Origin of the sequence: Nonomuraea antri (genome assembly GCF_013283785.1) — a bacterium.
In the GTDB taxonomy this organism is placed as follows: Bacteria; Actinomycetota; Actinomycetes; order Streptosporangiales; family Streptosporangiaceae; genus Nonomuraea; species Nonomuraea antri.
Genome location: NZ_JABCPZ010000026.1, coordinates 54,969 through 72,925, shown reverse-complemented (window position 1 = coordinate 72,925; position 17,957 = coordinate 54,969). Strand labels below are relative to the sequence as shown.

At 68.4% G+C, this 17,957-nt stretch carries 9 protein-coding genes; 6 read left to right on the top strand and 3 right to left on the bottom strand.

What is annotated here, in order from left to right; genetic code table 11:
• The first annotated feature begins 87 nt into the window (after positions 1–87).
• Together HII36_RS11735 and HII36_RS55650 are read left to right on the top strand one after the other, a co-directional pair.
• The gene (locus tag HII36_RS11735) at positions 88–5,127 is read left to right on the top strand and encodes a LamG-like jellyroll fold domain-containing protein (RefSeq protein WP_217369407.1); all 5,040 of its coding nucleotides are present in this window, start codon (positions 88–90) and stop codon (positions 5,125–5,127) included.
• 61 nt (positions 5,128–5,188) lie between these two features.
• Complete coding sequence (locus HII36_RS55650) at positions 5,189–6,016, top strand: hypothetical protein (RefSeq protein ID WP_217369406.1); 828 nt, start codon at positions 5,189–5,191, stop codon at positions 6,014–6,016.
• Between the two features lie 423 nt (positions 6,017–6,439).
• Here HII36_RS55650 and HII36_RS11725 read toward each other — a convergent pair whose 3' ends face one another.
• Positions 6,440–7,774, bottom strand: a complete 1,335-nt coding sequence (locus HII36_RS11725) for an HEXXH motif domain-containing protein (RefSeq protein ID WP_173523151.1) — start codon at positions 7,772–7,774, stop codon at positions 6,440–6,442.
• Positions 7,771–8,943, bottom strand: a complete 1,173-nt coding sequence (locus HII36_RS11720; protein ID WP_236003402.1) for an FxsB family cyclophane-forming radical SAM/SPASM peptide maturase — start codon at positions 8,941–8,943, stop codon at positions 7,771–7,773. The genes HII36_RS11725 and HII36_RS11720 overlap by 4 nt, the downstream gene beginning before the upstream one ends.
• A gap of 211 nt (positions 8,944–9,154) precedes the next feature.
• On the opposite strand from HII36_RS11720, the gene fxsA reads away from it, so the two are divergent.
• From fxsA to HII36_RS11700, 4 genes are all read left to right on the top strand, one after another.
• The gene (gene fxsA, locus HII36_RS11715; RefSeq protein WP_173523149.1) at positions 9,155–9,325 is read left to right on the top strand and encodes an FxSxx-COOH cyclophane-containing RiPP peptide; all 171 of its coding nucleotides are present in this window, start codon (positions 9,155–9,157) and stop codon (positions 9,323–9,325) included.
• Positions 9,326–9,490: 165 nt separating this feature from the next.
• Positions 9,491–13,237, top strand: a complete 3,747-nt coding sequence (gene fxsT, locus HII36_RS11710) for an FxSxx-COOH system tetratricopeptide repeat protein (protein WP_173523148.1) — start codon at positions 9,491–9,493, stop codon at positions 13,235–13,237.
• Between the two features lie 34 nt (positions 13,238–13,271).
• Complete coding sequence (locus tag HII36_RS11705) at positions 13,272–14,360, top strand: hypothetical protein (protein WP_173523147.1); 1,089 nt, start codon at positions 13,272–13,274, stop codon at positions 14,358–14,360.
• A gap of 132 nt (positions 14,361–14,492) precedes the next feature.
• On the top strand, positions 14,493–15,671 hold the full coding sequence (locus HII36_RS11700; RefSeq protein WP_173523146.1) for a cation:proton antiporter: 1,179 nt from the start codon (positions 14,493–14,495) through the stop codon (positions 15,669–15,671).
• 19 nt (positions 15,672–15,690) lie between these two features.
• Here the strand turns inward: HII36_RS11700 and HII36_RS11695 are convergent, their stop codons facing one another.
• On the bottom strand, positions 15,691–17,904 hold the full coding sequence (locus HII36_RS11695; protein ID WP_173523145.1) for a hypothetical protein: 2,214 nt from the start codon (positions 17,902–17,904) through the stop codon (positions 15,691–15,693).
• Positions 17,905–17,957 lie beyond the last annotated feature (53 nt).

The window sequence follows — 17,957 nt, the reverse complement described above, 5'->3', positions numbered from 1 at the left end:
ATTACGACCTTCCCCCGCCCCGATGACCCCGACGCGCCCCTGCGGGCGGCGATCGAAGAGGCCAGAAAACAGAACCGCCCGGTCGCCGTGGAAGCGGCCTTCACCGAGACCTCCAAGACCTGGGCCTACCCGGACGCCCACCTGGTCACCGAGGCTTACACCGGCCCCGTCCAGATCAAACAGCCCGGCGGCTCCTGGGCGGCGATCGACACCACCCTGATCGAGGCCGATGGCGTGCTCAAACCCAAGATGGCCAAGGCCGACGTCACCTTCTCCACCGGGGGCAGCGAACAGCCGTTCGTCAGCATGAGCCGAGCCAAGGGGCAGAACCTGAAACTGTCGTGGCCGACCACACTGCCCCGGCCGGTAGTGGCGGGCAACCAGGCGACCTATCTCGATGCGGCCGGTCCGGGCGCGGACCTGGTCGTCACCGCCCGGACCGCCGGGTTCCAGCACGATGTGGTGCTGCACCAGCAGCCGGACAAGCCGCTGGACATCCGCATCCCGATCACGACCAGCGGCGGGCTCAAGCTGGGCACCACCAAGGCCGGTGGGCTCAAGCTGACCGACGCCCAAGGCAAGACCGTGGCAGGGGCGGGCGAGCCGTACATGACGGAGTCCTCCCTTCCCGCACCGGCCGGCGCGCGCGATGACCGCGGCATGATCGAAACGAAGATCGTCACCGGCGCGGACGGCGGACAGGTGCTGGTGCTCAAACCGGACCCGGAATACCTGGCCGACCCCGGCACCAGCTACCCGGTCACGATCGACCCCACCGTCGGACTCACCGTCACGCAGGACATGACCTACAACGACGACTACCAGGCCAGCTACGCCAACGCCATCGACTACACCGGCACCAACGCCAAGAAGGTGCCGGTGCGGGTCTGCGAAGGGTCGACGTGCTACTTCCGCGATGAGTACAAGGCCGTGCACTATCGCAGTCTGATCGAGTTCGGCGGCTTCTCCTTCCCCGGCAAGGCCATCGTCTCGGCGCAGATGCAGCTGTACGGCAAGTACCTGGGCCGCTGCGACAACTGGTCGATCAGCGTCTCCCCGGCCACCTCGCCTTGGGTCGCCAGCACGACCGGCTGGGGTAACAAGCCGGCCTCCACCTCCACCGGCTCCTCCTCGATGACCCCCTCCTGCTCCACCAGCAAGAGCTGGCACACCTGGGACCTGAGCGCCGCCGCGAACGCCTGGGCCTCCGGCATGCCGAACAACGGTGTCGAGCTGAAGACCACCGAGCTCAACTGGCAGTACGCCATCGACGACCCGCGTTTCCCCGACACGCAGATATGGAGCTTCGACTCCGCTGACGCCGGCACCGGCACGCCGCCCAAGCTGAGCGTGTCCTACCTGCTGCCGCCGGAGATCCCCACCTTCACCGCCGAGTCCATCGACTCCATCACCGGCAACGACGCGATCTCCCGCTCAGGCACGGTCAAGACCGGCTACACCTCGCGCTCGCCCGACGGCCGCAAGCTCGACTACACCATCACCGTCACCGACGCCACCACCCAGGTGGACGCCCCGGCCGGCCCGGCCGCCGGGCCGCCGTCCAGCCTGCGTGCGACGGCGGCGCCAACCGGCCTGGTCGCGGGGTACGGCCTGGACGAGGGCACCGGCACCACCGTCGGCGACGCCTCGGGCTCGAACAACAACGGCACCACCCGTGACACCAGCTGGGTGGACGGCAAGTTCGGCAAGGCCCTGTCCTTCAACGGCGGCACCAGCTGGGTCACCATCAATCACTCCGACTCACTGAAGCTGACCGGCGCGGCGACACTGTCGGCGTGGGTCAAACCCACCACTCTGTCCGGCTACCGCACGATCGTGATGAAGGATCACACCGAGGGCTCCACCTACGGCCTGTACGCCTCCAACGGCACCAGTTCCTCGGCCTGGTTCCACCCGCCAGGCAGCGGCCACGCCACCATCAGCGGCGGCAGTGCACTGCTCACCGGCGCGTGGAGCCACGTCGCGGTCACCTACAACGGCAGCGCGGGCACCTTGTATGTCAACGGGCAATCGGTCGCCACCGGCCCCGTGGGCAGCCCGTTGGCGGACACCGGCGGCGCGCTGCATCTGGGCGGCAACACTAAGTGGGGCGAGTTCTTCGCCGGCGTCATCGACGAGGTCCGCGTCTACAACCGCGCCCAGACGGCCGCGGAGATCCAGGCCGACATGAACGCCAAGGTCGCAGTCCCCGTCCCCGGCGACCCGCCAACGGCCCCGGGCAACCTGACCGCCACCGCTGGCGAGGGCTCCATCGCGTTGAAGTGGGACGTGGCCACCGACGACTACGGCATCGGCGGCTATGAGGTCCACCGCTCCAAGAGCGCCGACTTCACCCCGTCCGCTACGACACGGCTGGCCACCACCGACAAGCTCACCTACACCAACGGCGACCTGCCCGGCACCGGCACCTACCACTACCGGGTCATCGCCCTGGACAACACCGGCCAGCCCGGCCCGGCCTCCGGCCAGGCGTCGGCCTACCTCAAGACGCTCACCTTCCGCGTCACCGGCATCGACTCCGGCATCCCCGTCAACAAGACGTACGAGCTGGGCAGCCCGGAAACCTTCCGTATCAAGGTCAAGGCCTGCATCACCAGTTATCCGGCAACCTGCAACGAGTCCCCGTTCTACCGCATCACCACCGACGCCCCCAGCCTGCCCACCGACGCTGAGACCGGCATGGCCGACCCGACCCGGCCGATCCTGTCCGGCATGGTCAGCCGACCCTCCGGCGGCCAGGTAACCGCCAAGTACTACCTGTACGACAACGCCGGAACACCGGTTGGCACGGCACCGCTCGGAATCCGCAGCGTCAACGGTGGCGAACGCGCCTCCCTGCAAGTTCCTGCCGACACCGTGCAACCCGGCACCACATACAAATGGCAGATGGTGGCCTGCGCGGTGGGCCAGGGCAGCGCGACTACACCCACCCCGACACCGACGCCGACCGCGACGAACACCACGTCACCGGCCACTGGCGGAGGCGTCGAGGAGGTCTGCACCTCCAAGACCGCCCCGGTCGCCTTCACCACCCCCGGCACACCCCCGCCGCCTCCGGTGGAGGACGTCCGGCATCTGACGTTGGGCAAGGACAACTTCGTCATCAAGACCGCCAAGACCGGCCCCACTGCGTGCGACGGCCAGCCATGCACGGTGACCGATGACACGGTGATGCGGATCGGCGGCACCGGTGTTGACAACACGGTAGCGGTGATCGGGTTCAAGCTGGACGAACTGCCTGACGGTGCAGGAGTCTCGGAAGGCATCCTGAAACTCGGCACCCCGACGTGTCCCACTGGATCCTGCCCGACCGACGCGGTCATCACAGCGACTCCGCTGAAGAGCGCTGTCACCTCCGCATCGAAGGGTTCGGACCTGGCTGGCGACGCGGACAAAAGCACCACGCCATACTCGCTTCCGCTAAGCGGACCGCAGGCCGACATCGCTGGCAGTGAGTACCAGTGGCTGTTGCTCTCCTCCAGCACCGACCAGGTGGTCACCTTCGGTGAGGCGAGTGCTGCCGAGCAGCCGACGGTCGCATTCACATACCTCCCGGCCGGGCCACCGAGCGTCGTGCTCAATCTAACTGGTAGGGGTGGCGATGCCAGCGCCACGGCCAGTTGGGGCCTGCCAGAGAACAATGGCAGTATTTCTATGCTCAACGGGTACGACGTCGAGGTCGGGGATGCGGGCGGCGCGATCGTCAAGTCCATGGAGGTGAACCAACCGTTCGCCGCCATCGACGGCTTGACGAACAATGTCACGTACACAATCAGGGTGCGGGCGAAAACAGCGTTCGGCACCAGCGACTGGCAGAGCACGACTGCCACGACCAAGGCTGTCCCTCCACCTCCCGCGAGCGGAGACGGAGGGGGCGGAACGGCATGTGTTCCCTACGATGAGCAGAGCCCGTCGGCCAGGGCGCAGTCCGAAAGTGGCGCGCAGGCGTACATCGACCGGGTCAAGCATTATTACGAGGCACAGGATGCTGTTCTGGAAGGTCGCGCGAGCACGGTATGGGATGCGCCCGGGGTGGACCCGCAGGGACCCAACACAGCCTCGCTCTCCCTGCTCAACGCCGCATTGCAGCAGCAGCGCGAGGTCTCAGTGCTGGAAGGCATGCCTCGGACCAACTCCACAGTTGCCCTTGCAGACGTCGTCGTACAGGAGATGAACGGCGGCTCAGTTCGCGTCCTGGCGCAGGTGAAGCGAGAATGGGACGTGCCGACCGGCGCCGCAAGAACCAGCACCGCATCTGACGAGCCCGGCGCGGTCGAGCCCATGGAGTTCATGATCTCGATCCATGTCTTCGAGCGTTGCGGCAAGATGAGTGTCATCCAGGTACCGTATGACGCGGAGGAGGATTCGACCGACTTCGATTCAGGAAACGCCGGTGGCGCCAGCCTAGATCCCCCGATCAAAAACGGCGAGTATTCGTGGTGGCGGGGGGACCTCGGCCGTGAGCGTGACAGTAAGACCGGGAAGCTTCGCATGGGGAAAAGCTGGTATGTGCTGGCCAGGAGCTACTCGGAATGGGAAGTTCCGTCCACCCACAATGAGTGGCTCAAGAAATGGCGACTTGAGAACGTGTTCAGCAGGATAGACGTCTATCCTACTAAGTTCGCTCAGTACACTGCAGCCTACGGTCAAGCACTGATCAAGCACATAAAACTCAGCGTCGAGAGCACGGTCTGTTTCAAGACGAGGACGACGACCACCCAGACGAACATCGGCTTCACCGTCGGAACCGACAATCTTGGCAATTTCGGGCAGTCGTTCACTACCAAAACCGATTGGGAGTGCATCGAATATCGGCGAGCCCTTGGCAAGGGAGTCAAGCCGTCCTTGAATGCCGGCGTAAGCTGGATACACGCCGAATGCCTGGACGCTTGCTCGGCGGACTTCTATCGGCACGCCACCGTGGGCTGGCTGACCGTCCAATTCAGGGGCAAGGATAAGCTGGTCCATGAAGAACTAGTGAGGACCGATCTCTCCTGCGAGGTGGAACGCGTACCTCCTCAAACTTTCGGGTCGGCGAAGGGGTCGTTCAAATATCCAGTATGTAATGCGGGTGGGAGCCCTAACCGCCCCATCCTAGAAGATTAGCCCAACCGAAAGGGCGTGAGACTCCACGTCTCATGCCCTTTCGCGGGGCGAGAGGACGAACATGACCGTTACGGCTCCGCATCGGCCGAGTCTGTATATCGCCGCGCTGCTGACGCTGGCGCTGGCGATCGCCTCATCTTCCTGTTCGTCGGACACGGCAGCAGTCATGTCATGCGAACGCCTCAAGATAGTCGCCCTTAACTCTTTTGCCATAACGCACGGAGATTATGAGCTCAACAGCGGCGCTAACTCCTCCAATAATGCTTGCACAGACGGAACCCTGCCAATAGAGCTGGGACCTCGAAGCGCGATGGCGGAAGCTCCACGGTGGTCTGGTGAAATCCGACGAGGGGAGTCGGGCGAAGTGCTAATGCCACAGACGCTCCCATGGCGACTGACCTCAATATTAAGCGTGGCCAGTGGGGCGGCGCCCCTGGGTAATGGTCTGGACGATCAGGAGATCTTGCTCAAGGCCATCCCTCCTAGCATGCCCGTCCAGGTCTTCATACTCTTGGCCAAGCCGCTCAAAGAAAGCGAGGTGAGAGCGCTATGGCCGCGCCCACGCAGCGTGATGGTGGCACCCGACCAGCCGTTGATCTGGGAGTCGCCGATCTTCTGCGACTACAGAGGATTCAACGCGTGTCAGTTCAGCGCCCACCCGGAGCCACTCACCGCCCAATTCAAGAAATGGGTGAGCCTACTGCAGGAAAATGACGCGCAAGTGCTCGATCAATTCAATCTCAAGCTCAAGACCCTGCAAACGTACGCGAGAGAAGGCCTCATCTACGGATTCACCGCGCGAGATCTTCCACACCCTATCCGGGCCATCGCCCGCGATCCACGCATCCGGGCCGTTTATGTCGTGGATACCGACCTGCCTCGCAACTGATGAAAGTGCGCGATTGCACATCCTCGAATCAGGCGGGCCATGCCGGCGATGGCGCAATGCCGTGAACTTTGATCGTTTCCGCTGATCACGCGACTTTCCCGAGTTTGTCGGCCTCGTCATCGCGGGGAGCACCATAACGGCGGCGTCAGGTGAGCCGACGGAGTGAGCAGGTTCGCGCTGGTCGAGTACCAAGAATGTGATCTTCGTTCGGGGCGGGAGGGCCTTCTTCACTCGGTCGCGTTGTCTGGGGAATCGGCGTCCGGGCCGGCGTCGCTCGCGCTTGAAGGAAGGCACGCGGTGGGCGGCGGGCAGTAGGTGGCGAGGGTCGGTTCTTCGGATCCGGGCCAGATCCATCTCAAGATGCGAGCCAGGGTCCCGGCTGTCAAGCGAGCGTGTCCACGTGGCGACCTCAGGAGCGGCGGCTTACGCGGCCCCGTTGCGTTCCCGCCACCGCGCCCGGTGCAGCGCCGCCGCCCTGCGCGCCCTGCTCAGCGCCTCAGCCGGCACGCTTTGCTCACACAGCTCCCGCAGGGTGCCCGCCAGGCCGGCGGCGAAGCCGCGCCCGAGTGGCGTGAGATGGCCGCCGTCCGCCAGGAGCTGGACGGTCTCCATCGCCGCCTGCCGCCAGCGGGCGAACTCGGTGTGGGCCTTCAGCGCGGCGCGCGGGCTCGTCTCCGCGTGCCGTTGCCTGCTCCAGAACGCGGCCACGCCGGTGAAGGCATACGTGCCGTGCAGCAGTCCCATGGGCGGACGCGGGTCGTCCCGCCAGGGCGCGTAGTAGCGTGCGGGCGCGCTCTCGACCAGGGGGAACAGGTCGAGCAGCGCCGCGAGCTTCACATGCTGCACCTCGTGGGCCAGCGTCACCGCCATGATCGCGGCGTCGGGCGGCCGGGAGAGCGCGACGCAGCCGAACGCCGCCCGCGTGGACGCGCTGACCAGGCCACGACGTCCGGCGGCGAGCGGGACCAGCATCGAGATCAGCTCGTCCACCTCAGCGGCAAGCACGCGGTGCCCCTCGGCCAGCAACTGCCAGCCCTCGACGGCGGTGCGCGCCCACCGGGCCACCTCCGCCTCCGGCAGCCTGCCACGTTGCCGCGCCTCCGGCATGAACCTGAACGGGTCCGTGTCGTCGATGCGCAGCCCGGAGCCCAGCGGAAGCAGGCGCACGTCCTCCCACGTGGCGAAGGAGGACGAGACAGGCACGGGACGCGCGGCGGCCGGAACCGTCACTCGCTTCCTGCCGACGGTCAGCTCCACGCTCCCGCCGCAGGCGCGGGCACGTGCCGGGGATCCCTCGTCGGCGCCGTGGAAGATCGCGCGCCCCACCGAGGGCAGGCTGAGCGACGCGCCCTCCGTCCGCAGACGGGCGGTCAGCTCCACGCCGCCCCGGACGGCCGCGCTCACCGCCAGCGCCGCCAGCCGCCGCGGTTGCGCCGCTCCGCACGCGCCGGGCGGATGGCCGTTCACCAGGTGCCACAGCACGCGCAGCGCCCAGGCGCCCACCGCCGGATACCTGATCACGCTCTCCACGGCCGCGGGCGCCCGCTTCTGGACCTCCGTGAGCAGCACGTACGCGTCGTCCACCGCGCTCGCCTGGGGATGGCCGCGGCGGCGCGTCTCCTCCACCAGGGTTCTCAGCAGCAGCAGGTGCTTGCTGTACTGCGAACGCTTCAGCAGGCTCAGCGCCTCGGGGTCGCTGTCGTTCCTGGCCAGCGCGTCGAACAGCCGCGACGGCATGAGGTGCGCAGCCGGGGTCATCTCAGTCCCGCGCGCAGCGCCACGACGTCACGATCCAGCCGTCGCCGGATGTGGCCGATCAGGAGGTAGAGGTCCTGGCAGTACACGGACGGGTTCGCGAACCCGCTGCCCGGCCGGTACCGGTGCGCGTACATGCCGCCGCCGCAGACCCGCGCGATCGCGCAGGCCCGGCAGGTCTCCGACAGTCCCTCGAAGCCGAGCTGACCTCCCGCCACGACCGGCAGCCGCAGCGCGTCGTCGAAGGACGCGTCCATGACGTTCAGCCCCGTCGCGGCGGCGCCTTCGTAGGCGGATTTCAGCGCGTCCGACCGCTCGATCGCCCCGTCGGTCTCGACGACGACGATGCGATCGGGCTCCAGGCCCAGCGACTCGGCGTGCGGCGTGCCGCCCAGCAGCCCGTTGATGATCTCCTCGAAGAGCCGGACCCTGGTGGGCTTGCGCGGGGCGTCGTACCAGTGGTCGAAGACGGCGATCAGCCACTCGCCGTAGGGGCGGCGCGGCGAGCCTTCCCCGGTGAGCGGCGGCGGCGCCGACCAGTTGCCGTGCGGCAGCAGAAAGTCGACGGACGGCGGGTCGAAGGCCAGCAGCGCCCGGTAAGTGGCGATCGGGTCGTGGCTGGGGTCGACCACGCACAGCAGGCCGGCGTACAGGTGGGCGAACGACTCGCCGGCGAGCCGGCGCAGGGCCCGGCTCGTGGCGTCGTAGCTGCCCCGTCCGCGGGCGTCACGGCGGTGCGCGTCGTGCGCGGCGCGGTCGCCGTCCAGGCTCACGCCCACCCGGACGCCGAGCCGGTCGAACAGCCGCAGGTACGACTCCGTCAGCCGGACGCCGTTGGTCTGGATCTGGATCCGCGCCTCGGCGTCTCCGGCCTCGCGGCGGACCGCCCGCACCACCCGCGTGATCAGTTCGGGCCCGGCGAGCAGTGGCTCGCCGCCGTGGAGTGTCACGTTGACACGGGTCAGGGAGTGGGCGCGCAGGTGCTCGCCGATGCGGCCGGCCGCCCGCTCGGCGAGTGCGGGCGACATGACCTTGGGCCGCTCCCGCCAGCCCTGATCGGCCGACTGATACATGTAGCAGTAGTCGCAGGCCAGGTCGCATCTCGCGTGGATCTTCAGGATGAAGTCGTGGAAGGGAACGGGTCTCCACCCTCGGGCCAGCAGGGCCTCCATGTCCAGCGAATATGGCCATTCAAAAAGCGAATTTTGTGCTAGTGCATCCCGATTGGTTGACACCTGCACCCCCATGTCCGCTCTTGTAGGAGTAAATGTTGTTGGAGACAGTTCACGAAGGTCAAGACTGATCGTCGAGATTTGTGTACGATTACCCTTCAAAGCCATGCGCTGTAGCCGGGACGGTGACGCCCGTATGGAAGATCCAGACATGGAGCTCCGCCCCGATCTCGTGGACCTCAGCGGCCTTGACCTGGAGAGAATCGCCGCGCTTCCCGAATCGGTGTTCGCCTCTTCTCTGGAACGTATCTTCCGCGAACTCAGCGGAGACGAAGAGCCTTCCTTCGTTCAGCACCAGTCGAGCGCGGCACAGTGGGAGTAACCGCGTAAACTCGGAGAGCAAAGGCCATTCGAGGCGTTCGCCATACTATCGTGGTCCTCCTTAGTGGTCGGCTCGTGGTTCTCCTTAGTGGTCAGCGCGATGATCCGTTCGTTGATCCCTGTGAAGCCTGTGAAAGTAGCAACGGGATTGAGAGATTGAGCATCAATGATGATCGGATCCGGTGATTTCGGTGCGTCCGGGCAACCTGGTGGCGTCATTGTCACGTTCTATTCCGTCCGCGAGGGCATCGGCCGCACGATGGCGGTGGCCAACCTCGCCGTCCTCCTCGCCAGCGAGGGCCTGCGCGTGCTGGTCATCGATGCCGACGGCGCCGGAACGCCCCGCTACCTGCGCAGGCTGACCACCGACGAGAGCGCCGCGCCCGCCGCGACCCTCGCCGAGCTGATCGAGCGATGGGACTCCACGCCGGGGGAGCCCGAAGCAAGGGCGCGGGAGGACCTGCGGGCCGGCACCACCCGGATCAGCCTGGAGACGATGGAGCGCGAGGGCGGCTTCGACTTCCTGAGCTACGGCCCCGTCCCCGTCCCCGTCGCCGGGAGCGCCGTCACCCCGGCGGCGGCCGAGCGGTTGCGCGCCGTCATCCGCGCCGCCGGCTACGACTACGTCCTGGTCGACGGGGCGCGGGGTACCCACCCGTCCGCCGTCGTCCTCGCGGCCGGGTTGTCCGACATGATCATCGTCTGCCACACGCTCAGTCCGCAGGCCATCGAGGAGAGCGTCACCGCCGTCGAGCGCATCCGGGCGACCGCCTCGCGGCCCGTCCGGATCATGCCGCTGCCGATGCGCGTGGACCTCGGCGGCGACCTCGCGCTGCGCGACGCCAGGGAGCTGAGCCACCAGCGCTTCTCCGGGCTCGCCGACCCCTCGATCCCGGCGCAGGAGATCCCGTACCAGGTCGACTACTACTTCTCCGAGACCCTCGCGGTGGTCAACGAGCCGCCCGACCGCGCGGGCGGCCTGCGCCAGGGCTACGAGCGGCTGGCCGAGGTGCTCACCGACGGCCGTTTCACCGCGCTGGCCGCCGTCGCGATCCTCTACACCGCGCCCTACCGCGACTGGGCGGAATGGATCGACGCCGGCGTGAAGCAGAGCGGCGTCCAGGTCACCTTGACGCGTCTCGACCGGTCCACGCCGCTCGAGACGCCCCGCCGCAACCAGGCGATCCTGATCGTCTCCCCTCCTCTTCTGGACGACCGCATGGCCAGGCGCCTGAGCTCGCTGCTCCCGCCCAGCGATCATGGCGCCCAGCCGTCCAACGTGTGGCAGGTCCGCGTCGACGACTCCGCCTTCCCCGAGGCGCTCGACGGCGGCCAGTGCATCGACCTGCGCGGGCTGGCGGAGGAGACGGCCGCCGCCGAGCTGCGCCGCCGCCTCCACCTGACCAGCCCCTCGCTCGCCATCTCGCTGGAGGTGGGCACGGCGCGCTTCCCGCGCCGGCCCGGGGTGTCCAACACGCTCGGCAGGAACCCGTCCTTCGTCGGCCGGGACGACCTCATCGACCAGGTCCGCGACCACCTGCTCGGCCACGAGGACGGCCGCTGCCTGCTGACCGGCGCCGCCGGCCTGGGGAAGTCGCAGATCGCGATGGAGTACGCCCACCGCTTCGGCGGCGCCTACGACCTGGTGTGGTGGGTGTCGGGCAGCACCCCGAGCGCCGCCAGGGAGGCGCTCAGCGCGCTCTCGGCCACCCTGGGCCTGCCCACGGGCGGTGACGCCGCGCGGGCGGCGCTCGGCCACCTCGTCTCCGGCGAGGTCTCCAGGTGGCTGCTCGTCTACGACGACGTCGACGACCCCGTGCAACTGCGCGACCTGCTCCCGGACAGCTCCCCCTACGGCCATGTGATCATCACGTCGCGCGGGGACGAATGGCCGGCGCCGATGTACACCGTCCCGGTGGGGCGCTTCACCCCGGACGAGGGCGCGGCCCTGGTGAGGATCTGGGTGCCGCGCATGAGCGACGACGACGCGCGCAAGATCTGCGACATCGCCGCGAGGCTGCCGATCGCCGTCCAGCTCGCCGCCGCCTGGCTGCGCCGCGAGGCGGCCACCAGGCGCGTGCAGCTCAACCTCTCGGAGGGCGACGCGGCGCGGAGCGCCGCCGCCAGGTTCCTCGTGCTCTTCGAGGAGGAGGCCAACCGGCCGCCGGCCACCGCCTCGCCGGACGAGCCCGCCCACCGGATCACCGTGGAGCTGGCCCTGGCCAGCCTGCGCGGAGATCTCGGCCACGGCGCCGCCGTCTGGCTCGCCGAAGCGTGTGCCTTCCTCTCGCCCGAGGGCATCGACCTGCGCTTCCTGCGGTCTCCGCAGGTACGCGAAGGCATGGCCGCCGTCGACGCGAGACTGGCCGACCCGACGATGACCGACGCCGTGCTGCGCAGCATCGACCGGCACGGGCTGGCGCGCGTCGACCTGGGCCGGCACGATCCGCTGCGCATGCACCGGCTGATCCAGACCCTCATCCGCGATCGCATGTCCGCGGAGGAGCGGCACGCACGCAACGCCGAGATTCTGCGGGCGCTGGCGGTGTACGCCCCCGAGGACCTCGCCGCCGGGCCGCCGGGCCTGCCCGTTTACGCCGAGCTGGCCGCCCACGTCGTACCGTCGGGGGCCGCGGGCAGCTCCGACCCGCTCGTCCGCACCTGGGTGATCAACCAGATGCGGTACCTGCTGCGCAGGGAGGACTACAGCGGCAGGCGGGCGGCGCGGCAGATCGGCGACGCCGCCAGGACGCAGTGGGAGAACTCCGACGACCACACAGGCCTGCCCGAGCTGCGCATCGAGCTGTCCAACGCCTACCGGCAGCTCGGCGAGCACCGTGAGGCGGCCGACCTCGCCGCCGCGGCGCTGCACGACCAGGCCAGGAGCCTGGGCACGAAGCACCCGCGCACGCTGATCACCGCGATGGACTACGCCGTCGCGCTGCGCACGCTCGGCGGCTTCGACGAGGCGTACACCTGGGACGACGCGGCGCTCAAGGGGCTCAGGGAGATCTACGGCGCCGACCACTCGCTCACCGGCAGGGCGATGAACAACCTGGCCGTCTCCTACAGCCTCAGAGGCGACTCGCGTGAGGCGATCAGGCTCGCCGAGGACCGCGTCAAACGCCGCACCAAGATGTTCGGCGAGTACGATCCCGCCGCATTGTGGACGAAATGCAACCTGGCCAGCTACCTGCGAGACGCGGGCGACTACCAGGGCTCCTACCGCGTGCTCAAGGAGATCCAGAGCTATCTGAGCTTCATCGAGAAGGAGCCGTCGCAGATCAGCAGCCCGGTGGCCCTGCGGGTGGAGAGCGGCCTGGCGGTCACCGAGCGCATGCTGGGCAACTCGTTCGAGGCGCTCTACCGCGACAAGGCGCTCATCGGGGACCTGCGCGAACTCCACGGCCCCGGGCACCTGTTCACCTTGATGTGCCGGCACAGTCTGGCCGCCGACCTGTACGCCCAGCAGCAGCCGCAGGACGCGGTGAACGAGGCGAGCGCCTGTCTCGACATCTTCAAGAGAACGTGGGGCGAGCACCCCTTCACCCACGTCTGCCAGATGAGCCTGGCCGTCTACCTGCGCGGCATCGGCGACCTGGAGCGCTCCCGCCGGCTGGGGCAGATCAGTCACGAGCGGCTGCGGCGCGACCTGGGGCCGCGTCACCCGTACGCGCTGGCCGCGGCGGTCAACCTGGCCGGCACGCTGGTCCGGCTCGACGAGCTGGACCTGGCCTTCGACCTGGAGCGTGACGCATGCCTGCGCTTCACCGACATGCTCGGTGCCGATCACACGTACACGAGGATCACGATGGCGAACGTCGCCGACACCCAGGCCCGCCTGGCGCGTCCCCAGCCCGCGGCGCACCTGGACGGCCGCGGCGACATCGACGTCGAGATACCGGCACTGTGAGCCGCCGGCATCAGGATCCAGAAGGGAGACGGGCATGAGCCCCGACAGCGCGTTCGCCGGCCGGTGGGAGGAATCCCCCGGGTTCAGCAACCATCCGCTGGCCCCGGTTCTGACGGTGTCACGGGCGCCCCACATCGAGTCGTCCGAGGCCGGCTACGAGCCGCTGCTCGCCGACTGCGGCACGGCCTTCGGCAGCCGGCCCGAACTGCACTACCTCGCGCACTTCGGCACCGGCTTCTTCGACTTCTCCCTCGACGTGTTCGATCACGAGGCCTGCCGGTCGCGCTACAGCGGCCGTACCCCGGACGAGCTGCGCGCCGACCACCAGAGCGCCTGCCGGCACTTCGTGATCTGCACCGAGCGGTTCGACCGGATGCTCGCCGACCTCAAGTCGGGCGACCTGATGCGGACCGTGATCGCCTCGGCGGACGGCGCGCTGTCGTGCCACCGCGTCCGCCCGGATCAGTACCTGGTGGGGGCCACGCTGCACCCCGAGTCGGCCGACGACATGGACACGCTGACGTCGGTGGCCGTCACGACGGTCAGGACCGGCATCTACGGCCTGCCCGACGAGTTGCCCGGCGGGCTCAAGGGCGCGACGGTCACCCCGATCGACGGGCCTGCCGAGCCGCTGGTGCAGCGCAGGGGCGAGAGCTGCGCCGACGACGTCCATGACGCGTTCGTCCGGCTCTGCGCGACGGCCGTCAACCCGGACGACCTCCACTACGCGGCACTGTTCCGCGACTACGCGTTCTGCGCCTCGGCCGACGTGCTCGGCTCGCCCAAGCTGTCGCAGTGGTTCTACAACATCACCACGGAGACGCGTAGAAAGCTCTACGAGAGCCTGGGCGGCGAGATGCGGCAGGAACTGGCCCAGCTCTCGCACGCGGTCAGGACCATCGTGCGGCAGCCGCTCGACCGGCTGGTCCTCGACGTCCAGGAGGGAGCCGTCTACGTCTACCGCATCGGGCGCGAAGGCGACCTGCTGGTCGGCGTGACGCTCAAGCAGCCGGCCGTGTACATGGCGGAAAAGCGACTGCGTGAACTCCTGGACGGACTGCGGCGAAATGAAACGTTCCGGCAGGAATCCACGGACTTTCCCTGCAACGCTGAGCAGCGGTGATGACAGTGAAACCCGGAGTACGCAGACAGCTGTCCGCATAACAATGGTCGCGTCCCGCGTTTTCTTCTAAACTTGATTTCCCCGCGGTCCGAATTCGGCAGATCGCGTGACTCACGGGTCGGTGAGCCCCGCATGAGATCTTTCGGCACGGGAACGGAGACGGCGACCCGGCGGCTGAGCCGGTTGGCCGTCGTGGTGGCTCTCGGGCTGGTGTTCGCCTCGCTCGTGGGGCTCGACAGCCCGGCGAGCACGCCGATCTACCTCTACGGCGTCACCGCGCTGCTCGCGATCGGCCTGTACAGCAGCGCCTCGGGCATCCCCAGGGAGGCCATGAAGGACCTGCGCCTGCTGCTGGTCGCCGTGACCCTGGGCGTGGTGCTCAAAGCGTTGCTGATCACCGGCGTGATGCTCCTCGTCATGCGTGAGCCCGTCGCCCTGGTGCTCGGCATCGCCGTGGCCCAGATCGATCCGCTGTCTGTCGCCGCCATGTCCGGCCGCTCCCGGCTGTCGCCCCGGGCGCTGGCGCTGCTGCGCGCCTGGTCCGCCTTCGACGACCCGATCACGGCACTGCTGATCGTGTACGTCTCCGCGTTCACGCTGGACTGGAGCGGCGTCGCCGGTCACGTGGCCGGCGCCCCCGCGGTCGCGGACGTCACCTCCTATCTGCTGAACCTGACCGCCAACCTCGGGTTCGCGGCCGGCACGTGGCTCGTGTGGGCGGCGGCGCGATGGCTGCTGCGGCGCGGCGGGCGCGGGAACACGCGGCGTCCGGCGACGACCGCGCTGATGCTCCTCCTGCTGGCCGCGCTCGTCACGGTCGCGGTGATGAACTACCTGATGCTGGGCATCGCGCTGGTCGGGCTGTTCTTCCGCCCTCTCGCCCCCGAGGTGGTCGATCGGGTCAGCGGCGGCGCTCTGACGCTGGCCGGCTTCGCCCTGGGCATGCTGCTGACGCCCGGCATCGACCCGCTGCTCGGCGTGGTGCTCGGGCTCGCGACGTTCGGATCGCAGGTCTTCGTGGGGTACGCGCTCACCCGCCGGCTGCCGAGTACCGACCGCGGCTATCTCATGCTCGGCCAGCAGAACGGGATCACGGCCATCGTCCTGTCGCTGACGCTCGAACCCGCCTTCCCCGGCGTGGTGGGCATCGTCGCGCCGGCCATCCTCGTGGTGAATCTGCTGCACATCGTCTCGAACGGCTGGTGGGCACGCCGGCTGGAGCCAGGCCCACCGCCTCCCGTCGTCCCGTCCGCTTCCGTACCGTCCGCTCCCGACCGGCTCCCCGCCCCCCAGCGCAGAGCCCGCCGGTGATCGGAGGGGTCACGGCCGTTCAGGGCCGGGCCGCGGCCAGCGCCGCTCCCAGCACCCGGTCGCCCAGATTGTCCAGGGCCTGAGCGGCCTCGCCACGGCGGATCGACCTGCTGGTCTGCTCGGTGGCGCTGGTGTCGGTCGCGTAGGGCGCCGCGGTCAGTGCCAGGCTTTCGAGCTGGAACAGCGGGAGGACCTCGGCGGTGGTGGTGTAGGCGCGGCAGATCAAGCGCAGGCGTTCCTCCTGCTCGCGTGGCAGCGGCTGGGGCTCGCCGTCCCGTCGCGCGGTACGCAGCCATTCCGCGACCGCCTCACGGAACGACTCGATCAGCCGCTGGAACACCACGGCGACTCCGGCCGCCTCGAACAGCGCGCGCGAGGCCAGCCTGCGCCGCGGCAGCCCGGGGGACACGCCGGCGAAGGCCTCCTTGAACAGGTCGTTGAGCCCGCCCAGCGCCTGCACCGCGGTGAGTGCGCGGTCGAAGTGCCATTGGAGTTCCTCGGGCAGCGTGCCGCCGGTGGTGAGCCGCTGGGACGCGCCGTGCGGCAACGGGGTCCGGACCTCGACGATCCCGCGTTCGATGGCGGCCAGCCGCCGGTTCGCCTCCCCGCCGAAACGGTCGATCCGCCCGCTCATCTGCTCCATGAAGCTCTGGGCGTAGGCCTGCTGGAGCGCCAGCCGGTCCACGTGGCGGTGCAGGGTGGTCATGCGGTCTTCCTGCGTGGTGTTCTCGATGCGGTGCAGCGTGGCGGTCACCTGGCCGCGCAGCATCTCGTTGAACGGCTCCTCCTCGTAGACGAGAGGCTGGCGGCCGAGTTGCGACGCGGCCTCCTCCCGCAGCGCCGCCGAGAGGAAACCGTTGACGACCAGGATGACCTCCACGCGTGGCCCGTCCGCGAGCCGCCGCCGTAGCTCTTCCAGGTCCTCCTGCTGCAGCACGGAGCCGACGATCATCACCGCGACCCCCGGTCCGTCCTCCCACAGCGGTATCCAGAAGTCGACGATGACGCCCTCGACCCGGTGGTCGGCCTTGCAGGACAGGCCGGCCGCCTGGACGGTCTGCCGGATGGAGGCGCGCACGTCCTGGAAACTGGAGCGTTCGTACTGATCGCGCACGACGCTGCGGACGAGGTCGTTGCTGACCGGGAGCTGGTTCCGTTCGGCATGCCGCCAGACCTGCCCGCACAGGCTGATCGCCTGACGCGGTATCCCGCCGGTCAGCCCCGCGATGTAGGCGATGGGCTCGGCGGGGAAGCGATGCGCCTCGGTGTCGAGGGCGCTCCGCACGTACTGGCCCAGCTCGGCGGAGGTGAAGGGGGCCAGCCGGTACGTGCGCAGGCGCTCTCTGGTGCTGGCCGGGAGGCTCTGCTGGATCTCGGGCATGGCGCACATGACGACCAGGCCGTTGCTGTCGATGAAGACGTTGAGCATCCGCTCGACCGACTGTTTGACCAGCTGGGTCCGCCGGTCGTCGGAGCCGGCCAGCAGCTTGTCGAACTCGTCGATGATGAACACGAACTTGTACCCGACCCGGCCGTACACGAAGGCCAGCACGTTGAGCGCGTCGAACGCCGAGGACTCGCCGTCGATCAGCGTGGTGATGCCGTAGCGCTGAAGTGATTCCGCGGCCGGCCGGCCCTGCAGCCATTCCCAGACGCTCTGTTCGTGTTCGGGGATGAGCGCGAGTGTGAACGCCTTGCTGAAGTTGGCGATCTCCGTCACGCGCAGCAGATGCCTGCGGAGCTGGTCGCGAAGCGCGCTTTCCACGAGGCCGAAGTGCTCGATCACCTTTCGCGGGTCGTATACGCCCTGGCGCAGCCCTTCGGCGAGTTCGACGGTGGCCTTGGACCGTTCGAGGTCGTCGGCCAGGATAAGGGCGTAGTAGTCCTTGAGTCGATTGTAGAGGTCGAACCTGTCGAGCTGGCCGATGAGCGTGGTGCGGTAAATCGTCGCGAAGTCACCCGCCGGGCTGTCGAGAATGAGAGGGCGAATCTTGGACGTCTCGTCGAAAACGATTCGATGCGCTATCGCCTGGGCGAGATGGGTCTTGCCGATGCCGAGCCGGCCGACGATCAGCATCCCTTTCCACGAGTCGGACGTCGACTGGTCGGGCCGTCCGGCGAGGTAGGCGTCCACGTAGTCCAGCGCGCTGCGCACGCCCGGGGTCTCGACCGTGGCGGGCGTGAGCCGGCTGCCGGTCCAGGCCCGGTAGGGGGAGAGCCGGTCGATGGCCACGCGTGGGAATGGATAGGGGCGCCCGGAGGGCGGGTTGTCACTGTTGTCGCCAC

Bases quoted from the DNA above. Each gene is read 5' to 3' on its own strand.
- HII36_RS55650 (WP_217369406.1), top strand. From the start codon at position 5,189: ATGACCGTTACGGCTCCGCATCGGCCGAGTCTGTATATCGCCGCGCTG.
- HII36_RS11725 (WP_173523151.1), bottom strand. From the start codon at position 7,774: ATGACCCCGGCTGCGCACCTCATGCCGTCGCGGCTGTTCGACGCGCTG.
- HII36_RS11720 (WP_236003402.1), bottom strand. From the start codon at position 8,943: ATGGAGGCCCTGCTGGCCCGAGGGTGGAGACCCGTTCCCTTCCACGAC.
- fxsA (WP_173523149.1), top strand. From the start codon at position 9,155: ATGGAGCTCCGCCCCGATCTCGTGGACCTCAGCGGCCTTGACCTGGAG.
- fxsT (WP_173523148.1), top strand. From the start codon at position 9,491: ATGATGATCGGATCCGGTGATTTCGGTGCGTCCGGGCAACCTGGTGGC.
- HII36_RS11705 (WP_173523147.1), top strand. From the start codon at position 13,272: ATGAGCCCCGACAGCGCGTTCGCCGGCCGGTGGGAGGAATCCCCCGGG.
- HII36_RS11700 (WP_173523146.1), top strand. From the start codon at position 14,493: ATGAGATCTTTCGGCACGGGAACGGAGACGGCGACCCGGCGGCTGAGC.